Below are 9,320 nucleotides of genomic sequence, written 5' to 3' on the forward strand. Positions count from 1 at the left end.
AGCTTTCGCCTCTAACGACTATTTTACACTACCTGTTATAAAAAATACACATCATATGCTTTTAGCGGAATAAATTAGCAAAGAATTCTGCAATAGCCTTGAAGAATCTTGCAATTGCTGCAAAGAATCCTGTACTCTCCGCTGGAGTTTCCTCCTCTACCTTAACAACTTCCTCTTCTGTTTCAGTAGTTGTGGTAGGAGTTTCCTCTTCTTTAATCTGTGTCTCTTCTACGATTTCCTCTGTAGCTTCTCCTGACACTTCTTCCTCTGTCTCAGTCTCTGTCTGCTCTGTTGACTTGGTTGATGCTGTAGATGCTGTTTTCTTAGTCTTTGTAGCTGACTTATTATTAGCGACCTTTATTGTCTCTTGAGCAGCAACTACATCACCTGTTGATGGAACCTGTGTATCGGCAATCTTTGTGTTGGCTGCTGCACTTGTTGATGTGCTTGACTGTGAAGAACTTGTGCTTGAGCTCTGGCTTGAGTTAGAAGATGACTTCTGCTCTGTCTTAGTCTCTGTCTTCTGCTCTGACTTTGTTTCCTCTGTCTTGTTCTCTGATTCTTCAACTACTGGTTTGTCGCTAGGCTTTGCCTTTGGCTCGTCAACTGCTGGCGAATCACTTGGCTTAGTCTTTGGCGCATCCTCACTCTTAGAAGGCTCTGGTACTGGCTCGTCCTCATCTACTTCTACAAGTACAATATCATCGATGTAAACATCATGCTTTTCCTTAATTCTGATTCCATCAACTGAGCCCATTGTGATATTGAAGCGAGTGTTCGGGTCTGACTCATTCTCCATTGTGAATGTGTGCTCAAATGTCTTCCACTCTGGTCCGATTTCTACAGAACCTGTTCCGCTGTAATTTGTCCAAGCCCCTTCAAACTCCTGAAGTGAGTACTTGATAACTCTTTCGATGGATGACTTTGCTTTGAATGAAACCTTGTAGGTCTTGCCCTTTTCAAGATTAACTCCATCCTGATTAAGCTGAATATACCAGCAGTTATCATCATTATCTGCAACGGTATCCTCGATTGTAATAGCGAAGGTATTGTCATTTCCGTTCATGTTATCAATAACATAATTTGCATTTACAGAATCATAAATATATGGTGAGAATCCTGCAATACCTGCGTTAAATGAACCATTCTTGATTAAAGCTGCCTCTGTTAAGAACGCATTGTCAAGATAATAGGTTCCTGGCTTCGTAAATACGAATTCAACATTTGAGGCTTTGCGAGTTAAGCTCTTCTCTACTGTAATCTTCTTTGAAAAATGCTTCTGTGTTCCTGTGAGTGCTGGTGTATAAGTCTCACCTGCCACCTTTACTGTAAGGCCATCCTCCTCTCCATCCTCAGTATAAGCATCAAAGCTGATTTCGTACTGTCCTGCTGAAATTGGGCTGAGCTCACGCTGACCAATCTTTAGTGGATTGCTCTTTGAAGTTCCATTAGGTGCAACAACCTTGAGCATTCTTGAATTCTTCTTGTTTGTTACTGAAAATGCTTCTTTGTCAGCATCTTCAATCTCCCAGTAACCAAGTCTACCCTCGCCCTGATCGAATCCACCATTGTAAATGTAGTTTCCATCTGAACGAATCTCTTTTTCGTTTGTCTCCTCGATTTTCTCGCCTGACTTATGAACAAGCTTTACATTTGAAATTGTAACTGCTGCAGTTGACTTCTGCTTACCAAGATTAAACTCTAATGCTGTATTAGGGTCTGTCTTGTCATTCATTGTAAATGTGTATGTGTATGACTGCTTCTTTGTACCAACCTTTACAGAAGTATCCTGCATGTAACGAGTCCATCCTCTGTCTGGACCTTCCACATCAACGATAATCGCTCTTTCCTCGTCTGCTACAGCATCGAAAGTAAGCTCATATTCCCATCCCTTATACATTGGGATTCCAGCCTGCTTAAGCTGAACGCTGTGATTCTGAGAACCAACAGCTGATGGTGTAATCTTGATTTTATTGTTCTTTACTTTATATGTTGAATCCTTGGCATCGCTCTCGAGATGAAGAACCCAGTTATCCTTGTCAGCATCCTCCGCACCATCAATTGCAATATCCTTTGAGAAATCGCCATTGATTATGTAGTTGCCTTCCTCATCAGCCTCACGATATGTTACAGGCTCCTTCTCTGGACGCTTTGCCTTAGCCTCTTCCTTCTCGTATTCCTCTTCAGACTTTTGGTAAACACGCACATAATCAATTGTGTAGTTATCATCATTCATCTTTGCATAGACATCGTCATTTGGATATCCTACCCAACTTCCACCTACTGCAAGATTTAAAATCACATAGAAATCCTGATCGAATGGTGCTGGATATGTAAGCTGGCTATCCTCGTCAGCACCTGTATACCAATCGTTTGTGCTGAATACCTTCTCATCATCCACATACCAAGTAATCTGTCCTGGTTCCCAGTCTACTCTGAAAACATGGTACTCGTCAGCGAAATCATTCTCTATAATTTCCTTTGTTCCCTGATTCTCCTTGTGACCATTTCCAGAATTATAGCCGTAATGAATTGTATGGTAAGACTTTGTTGTATCCTGACCCATTACCTCCATGATATCGATCTCACCGCAGCGTGGCCACTGACCATAGAGGCCCTCATCTGTTGCCATGAGCCAAAATGCTGGAAGATATCCCTTACCTGTTGGCACCTTTGCTCTTGCCTCGAAACGACCATAAGTAAAGTCATGCTTGTTCTGAGTTGTAATACGGCCTGATGTAATCTCACGCTTTGATGATGAAGACGAACTGCTGCTTCCGCCTGAAAGCTTCGAGCCTTCGATTGTAGCTTTGCTTCCACCATACCAATCGTATCCATTATCTGGGTCAAGAAAGCTAATCTCCACCATTCTGTCGGCAGATGCAACAGCATCCATCTCAAAGCTGTAGCTGTGACCAGCCTCAAGCTTAAGACCGTTCTGCTGAAGCTGAATATGCCAGTTCTGGTCACCAGAATTTTCTATATTGATTATTGCCTTTCCATCTTCATAAGAAACAGAGCCCTTGCCAGGATCATTAAATCCACAGTACCAATCACTTCCTGAGAAGCTTGTATCTCTCAAAAGCTCCTCTCCATCTTCCTTAAGAGAAATGTTTGAAAGCTTTACAGTCGCCGCCGCAGTTCCAGCCTCACTGTCTTCAATCTTTCCAAAGTTAACCTGAAGAGCTATTGTATCTGAGTCCTTCTTGTCCTCACTAACATTTACGTCAAATGCAATGTGAGATACCTTCTCCTCTACAACTTCCTCTTCTTCGTTATCATCCTCATTTTCAACCTTGGTCTCCTCAACATGTGGCTTTAAATAAAGTTTACCATCCTTTACCTCAATATTGCCCTCATCCAAAGCTGTGTATCTTTGGAGCTCTGAGTTTACCCAGCCAGGTTCATGCTGTTCCACATTCCAGTCCGATGTATTAAGTGAATCTCCCTCGAATTCGTCATTCCAGACAAGCTCATATCCCTCATCAGAATACTTGTCTTTAATGGAATCCTTTGTCTTTGCCTGAACCCCAGTCACAGGCACGCTTGTCACTGCAACCGTCGCAGCCATTGCAATGGCAAAAAAATTAAACCATTTTCCCTTTTTCATGCGTATTCTCCTCCTATTAAATACATGAAGTATGAGAATAGCTTAGGTAAAATGGTTTAAATTTTATATCGAATCTATATTTTTTTTGTCAAAATTATTCAATTAATAGCATGCACCAAGTCCACCAGTTACACTCTAAAGCCTTGGTATTAATTCCAGTCACTTTAGAATGTTCCTTTCAGTAACACCAAGAGCTTGATAGTTACTGGCTCACTTAATTAATATAATTCATCAATACAACTTTACTCGACTACTTTGATATAGCTGCTTACGCAGTAGAGCGTCTGTCCGTTGTAGTCTATGCGTGACCAGCCATATTCATTGTTGATTCCAGTACGAGTTGCAGTCATTCCATTGTAAAGAGTAACTACAACTGATGAATCCGCATCAGTAACACTTGGCTTTGTTCTAAGGTTTACCATCTCCTTTGCAGTGATTAACTCGCTGCAATCTGTAAACTTTGTCTTAAATCCAGATGTAGCAGGTGCCACCGCTGGCTCTGGTGTAGGCTCTGCTGGTGCCGCCTCTGGTGTTGGTGCAGGTGCACTCAGATCAGTAGTAAGATAGCTTGAAACAGCATAATATGTCACTCCGTCATAAACAACCCTTGACCATCCACTATTGCTTGTTCCAGTACGGGTTGCTGTCTGTCCATTCTGAAGTGTAACTTTTACATTGCTGTCAGCTCCCTGACTTGGCTTATCTCTCAAATTAGTTTTGCTCTTTGCTGTAACAGTCTCATTTGTATCTGTAAACTTCATCAATGCCTCAACATCTGCAGTGGCTGTCTCACGAGCTGATGTGTCCTTGGCTGTCTCTGTTCCATTGTATCCAAAGTATGCAACATCAACATCAACCTTCTTCGAAATACCAGGAATAGTTCCCTGATTTGTGTACTGCCACATTGCACACTTTCCAGAGTACGCTGGGCCGGATGCCAAATTTGAAGTATCCTGATTATACCAGGCCATCCAAATCTTAAAATTCTTTTCTATTTCTGAAGTGTTCCACTTTGCATTGTTGGAAAGTTCATTTTTTGAAGCATAAAAAATAGGTGTGTAACCAGCCTTGTATATAGCATCAAGGAACGCAATTGCCACATTGCTTCGCTCATCCTTTGTCAGATTGTACTGACGGCTTGTGCTGTTCTCAAATCCCTCGCAATTGTATCCAACAGGATATGTGATAGGATATTTTGAAATATAATTCGCCACCCAGGTTGCTTCCTCATTTGCTTCAGTGGCATTCACTGCCGTAGAAAAGAAGTATGCACCGATTTTGATACCGTTTTTCTCAGCTTCCTGCATATTGTATTTTGCATTGGTATCAGCCTTAATCTCACCTGTCTGTGAATCGCGATATCCAACACGCACCATTGCGAAATTAATTCCGGATGCTGCAACCTGAGCCCAATCAATGGTGCCCTGAAATCTTGAAACATCAATTCCATAGGTTATGCTAGCATTCTCTCCAACATTACTTGCACTTACAATATCTACTACGTTTACAGCCTCTCCCTTTTCTGTTACGGCGTTTGTCTGGGGATCTGCCTTTGCTTCCTCAGCAGTAACCTCTTCTGAAGACTGTTCATCTTCCTGTGCCGAATCCTGAACATCCTCAGCGTTCTCAACCACCTCGATTTTTATGTCAGCATTTGGATCTATTGTTTTCTCGGTCTGAAGATTATTATCAGCTACTTCAACCTCATCACTATTCTTACCTACGATTTTAAATATCGTAAATACGAATATTTCTAACACGAGGACTGCGGCCGCTCCAAGAATAATCAACTTTCTGCGACGCATCGCATTCATCCTCTTTCTGTTCCTCGAATGGGCGATTCTCCCGTCATTATTCAAGTGTTCATATTCACCCTTCATATTATCATTCTCCTTAATCGTGATTTAACAACCATTCTTTAGTTTAATCCTATATCTGCGATAATTCAATAATTGCCTCGCATATACTTGTCCTAAATATCCTTATATAATAAGGCTTTTATATTCAGCTGGAGTGACCTCAAGAATCAGTTTAACCTTTTCCATATCAGCCCCACATCTGCTCAAATCTCTTTTTATATCCCACCTAGGATGATTATAGGTGTTGAGGAAAATCGAATCTACCCCCACTGCCATAGCCACTCCGACATCAGCAAGAACCTCATTTCCAATCATAACGCATTCTTCTTTATTAAGTGAATGCTTGTCTATAAGATCCTGCAAAAATTGTCCATCAGGCTTTTTTATTCCCTTATCAGACGAGATAAAAATATCATCAAAATACTGTGTCAGCTTTGTATCTTCTAATTCCTTTTCTGTAAAAAGACGTTGCGCATTGGAAAGCAGATATACGTTAGCCCCTGCATCTTTAATTGCTGTTAGTGCTTCTGCAACACCTTCATATCTTACAAGCTTATCCCGAGATTTTTCTCTAAAGGAATTGCACAAGGTCCTCATTTCGAAGTCAGGCACCTGCCTTCCTATAAGCTTTTCCCATACCCACTCAATTTTTATTTCTGGATGGTTGCTTCCATTTTCTTTAGCAAGTTTCTTCTCCTCGGACTTGCATAATTTTAAATAATTTGACTTTAATTCTGTCGCTTCAATTACCGTTCCAAAATTGTCTTTAAGATAAACTGACATATACTCCCACAACTTTGGATTTTTTTCATCTGTATGGATATCTATAAGTGTGCCATATAAATCAAAAATATAATTTTTATATTTCATTGTTCTGCTATAATTCTCCTGTTAATCAATACATAAAAAAGCTTTCCAAGTATTCCTCAGAAAGCTTTAAAACTCTTATATTTTATAAAGTAAGACCTTTGTAAAATTCTACAGCATTCTTCAAATCTTTCTCGTCCGGATGTCCTTTTCCTGTGCCACCAACTAACTTAAATGGTCCAAAGGTGTTGTACCCCTTACATGAGAATGCACCAACAACATCAAATTTCTTATCTTTTAAAGATGATGTGATTGACTTGGAAAAATCTTTGTCCATTGCACTTGTCATAATAAAGAATATCTTCTTATTATCCGGAAGATTATCCTGTGCAAATTTAATAATCTGAGGATGGAACTTAGCCGCATATATTCCAGATGCAAATCCAATTAAATCATACTCTGATAAATCCTTCTCCTGAACAGAAATTGCATCAACAGACTCAACTCCACATTCACTAACTATAGCATCCACAACTTTCTTAGTGTTCCCATGATGTGTAGATGCATACACGATTATTGATTTCATTAATCATTACCTCCCGTTACAAAACTAATCTTTACTTCCTCATTCTATCATATTTAGTATTGGATAATAAAGCTGCGCTCATCCTCCTCAACTGGCAATCTCTCTTTTTCAATTTCATAGATGTCAATATATCTGTCTGCATAAAGCACCTTTATAAACATATATATTTCCTGCTCTGACCCCTGAGCCTCAACTAAGACAGAGCCATCATATTCATTCTTCACATATCCAGTTAAACGATATTGGTTAGCTACATGGCTTGCCTTATACCTAAAACCTACGCCTTGTACCCTGCCTGTGAAAACCATTTTATATCTAACTACTTCCTTCATCCCAATCCTCGAAATTGAATTTCATATTTACACAATCAATAATATACTAAATTCCTTTAAATATGTAAAAAAAAGAGATAAGATTAACTCCTATCTCTTCTCTGATAAAGCGTGCGCGAGAGGATTCGAACCCCCGACACCTTGGTCCGTAGCCAAGTGCTCTATCCAGCTGAGCTACGCACACACATTATTATTTCACTCACGTAAGTGAATGCCGTAGACCGGAATCGAACCGGTACGATGTCGCCACCACGGGATTTTAAGTCCCGCGCGTCTGCCAGTTCCGCCACTACGGCATACGCATGCTTTTTTCTGAATGAAATGAAAGAAAAAAGTATGCTAGTAAATCGCTTGCGATTTACATCTAATGGGACCTACAGGGCTCGAACCTGTGACCCTCTGCTTGTAAGGCAGATGCTCTCCCAGCTGAGCTAAGATCCCATAATAAAAACTGGAAACGACCCCAGAGGGACTTGAACCCTCGACCTCCGCCGTGACAGGGCGGCGCTCTAACCAACTGAGCCATGAGGCCATATATAATAATTTTAGAAAGTGGACCCTCAGGGACTCGAACCCTGGACCGACCGGTTATGAGCCGGTTGCTCTAACCAACTGAGCTAAAGGTCCATATTGTATGAACAAGCAAGACCTTTAAAAAAAAATTGGCCTCTTTCTATCAAGTAGAAAAAAGCCGATGATCGGACTCGAACCGATAACCTGCTGATTACAAATCAGCTGCTCTGCCAATTGAGCCACATCGGCTTAATGTTATTCGCCAAAAGGCAAGTGACTCCGACGGGAATTGAACCCGTGTTACCGCCGTGAAAGGGCGATGTCTTAACCGCTTGACCACGGAGCCAAACTGGCTTTAATTCAACGCCTATATCGGCGACCCAGTAATAATAACATAAAATATTGATTTAATCAATATTCAGCTCCCCAAGTAGGACTCGAACCTACGACAACTCGGTTAACAGCCGAGTGCTCTACCAACTGAGCTATTGAGGATTATTATCTTCCTATCAAACTTTCGGTAAAACAGGGAACTCGCCGCATTGTTCTACCAACTGAGCTATTGAGGAATACTTAAGGTTTATAGCAACCTCAAAACTTCATACAGTGCTCGAGAACACGCTTACATCTCTTTTAGAATAAACCTTCGATCTATTAGTATTCATCAGCTGAATGCGTTACCGCACTTACACCTTGAACCTATCTACCTTATCGTCTTTAAGGGATCTTATCTCCTTATGGAGGGGATATCTCATCTTGAGGGGGGCTTCACGCTTAGATGCCTTCAGCGTTTATCCCGTCCAGACTTGGCTACTCAGCTATGCCGTTGGTCGACAGCTGATACACCAGTGGTCCGTCCACCCCGGTCCTCTCGTACTAGGGGCAGCTCCTCTCAAATATCCTCCGCCCGCGCCGGATAGGGACCGAACTGTCTCACGACGTTCTGAACCCAGCTCGCGTACCGCTTTAATGGGCGAACAGCCCAACCCTTGGGACCTGCTACAGCCCCAGGATGCGATGAGCCGACATCGAGGTGCCAAACCACTCCGTCGATGTGAACTCTTGGGAGTGATAAGCCTGTTATCCCCAGGGTAGCTTTTATCCGTTGAGCGATGGCAATCCCACTTTATACCACCGGATCACTAAGTCCTACTTTCGTACCTGCTCCACCCGTCGGTGTCGCAGTCAAGCTCCCTTCTGCCTTTGCACTCTTCAAATGGTTTCCGACCATTCTGAGGGAACCTTTGAGCGCCTCCGATACCCTTTCGGAGGCGACCGCCCCAGTCAAACTCCCCGCCTGGCATTGTCCCACCACCGGTTCACGGCGGCTGGTTAGAAATCCAATACTACAAGGGTGGTATCCCAACAGACTCTGATGAAACTGGCGTCCCATCTTCATAGTCTCCCACCTATCCTGTACATGCAGTACCGAATCCCAGTACCAAACTGGAGTAAAGCTCCATGGGGTCTTTCCGTCCTGGCGCGGGTAACCAGCATCTTCACTGGTACTTCAATTTCACCGGATGCATTGTCGAGACAGTGCTCAAATCATTACGCCTTTCGTGCGGGTCGGAACTTACCCGACAAGGAATTTCGCTACCTTAGGACCGTTA

Annotated in this window: 5 protein-coding genes, 8 tRNA genes and 1 rRNA gene (1 of these 14 only partly in view); all 14 read right to left on the reverse strand. The window is 42.1% G+C overall.

Going from position 1 to position 9,320, the window contains the following annotated elements; all coding sequences use genetic code 11:
• Positions 1 to 61: 61 nt before the first annotated feature.
• The gene (locus FXF36_RS07370; protein ID WP_151623168.1) at positions 62 to 3,610 is read right to left on the reverse strand and encodes a carbohydrate binding domain-containing protein; all 3,549 of its coding nucleotides are present in this window, start codon (positions 3,608 to 3,610) and stop codon (positions 62 to 64) included.
• A gap of 242 nt (positions 3,611 to 3,852) precedes the next feature.
• Positions 3,853 to 5,490, reverse strand: a complete 1,638-nt coding sequence (locus FXF36_RS07375; protein ID WP_151623169.1) for a GH25 family lysozyme — start codon at positions 5,488 to 5,490, stop codon at positions 3,853 to 3,855.
• A gap of 102 nt (positions 5,491 to 5,592) precedes the next feature.
• The gene (locus tag FXF36_RS07380) at positions 5,593 to 6,339 is read right to left on the reverse strand and encodes an HAD family hydrolase (RefSeq protein ID WP_151623170.1); all 747 of its coding nucleotides are present in this window, start codon (positions 6,337 to 6,339) and stop codon (positions 5,593 to 5,595) included.
• An 82-nt stretch (positions 6,340 to 6,421) separates the two neighbouring features.
• The gene (locus FXF36_RS07385; RefSeq protein ID WP_151623171.1) at positions 6,422 to 6,862 is read right to left on the reverse strand and encodes a flavodoxin family protein; all 441 of its coding nucleotides are present in this window, start codon (positions 6,860 to 6,862) and stop codon (positions 6,422 to 6,424) included.
• 53 nt (positions 6,863 to 6,915) lie between these two features.
• A complete protein-coding gene (locus tag FXF36_RS07390) occupies positions 6,916 to 7,194 on the reverse strand; it encodes an acylphosphatase (protein WP_151623172.1) in 279 nt (92 codons plus the stop codon).
• A gap of 110 nt (positions 7,195 to 7,304) precedes the next feature.
• Positions 7,305 to 7,378 (reverse strand) — tRNA-Arg (locus FXF36_RS07395).
• A 28-nt stretch (positions 7,379 to 7,406) separates the two neighbouring features.
• Positions 7,407 to 7,490, reverse strand: a tRNA-Leu gene (locus tag FXF36_RS07400).
• A 72-nt stretch (positions 7,491 to 7,562) separates the two neighbouring features.
• Positions 7,563 to 7,635: transfer RNA gene (locus FXF36_RS07405), tRNA-Val, on the reverse strand.
• Positions 7,636 to 7,652: 17 nt separating this feature from the next.
• A tRNA-Asp gene (locus tag FXF36_RS07410) sits at positions 7,653 to 7,726 on the reverse strand.
• Between the two features lie 21 nt (positions 7,727 to 7,747).
• Positions 7,748 to 7,821: transfer RNA gene (locus FXF36_RS07415), tRNA-Ile, on the reverse strand.
• Between the two features lie 62 nt (positions 7,822 to 7,883).
• A tRNA-Thr gene (locus tag FXF36_RS07420) sits at positions 7,884 to 7,956 on the reverse strand.
• A gap of 25 nt (positions 7,957 to 7,981) precedes the next feature.
• Positions 7,982 to 8,053 (reverse strand) — tRNA-Glu (locus tag FXF36_RS07425).
• Positions 8,054 to 8,129: 76 nt separating this feature from the next.
• Positions 8,130 to 8,202, reverse strand: a tRNA-Asn gene (locus tag FXF36_RS07430).
• Positions 8,203 to 8,341: 139 nt separating this feature from the next.
• Positions 8,342 to 9,320, reverse strand: a 23S ribosomal RNA gene (locus tag FXF36_RS07435); it runs 1,903 nt beyond the window's last position.

The organism is Pseudobutyrivibrio xylanivorans, from assembly GCF_008935055.1.
Lineage (GTDB): Bacteria > Bacillota > Clostridia > Lachnospirales > Lachnospiraceae > Pseudobutyrivibrio > Pseudobutyrivibrio xylanivorans_A.

What these genes read in the sequence shown, in the direction of transcription:
- FXF36_RS07390 (WP_151623172.1), bottom strand. Translation starts at nt 7,194, where the DNA reads ATGAAGGAAGTAGTTAGATATAAAATGGTTTTCACAGGCAGGGTACAA.
- FXF36_RS07370 (WP_151623168.1), bottom strand. Translation starts at nt 3,610, where the DNA reads ATGAAAAAGGGAAAATGGTTTAATTTTTTTGCCATTGCAATGGCTGCG.
- FXF36_RS07375 (WP_151623169.1), bottom strand. Translation starts at nt 5,490, where the DNA reads ATGAAGGGTGAATATGAACACTTGAATAATGACGGGAGAATCGCCCAT.
- FXF36_RS07380 (WP_151623170.1), bottom strand. Translation starts at nt 6,339, where the DNA reads ATGAAATATAAAAATTATATTTTTGATTTATATGGCACACTTATAGAT.
- FXF36_RS07385 (WP_151623171.1), bottom strand. Translation starts at nt 6,862, where the DNA reads ATGAAATCAATAATCGTGTATGCATCTACACATCATGGGAACACTAAG.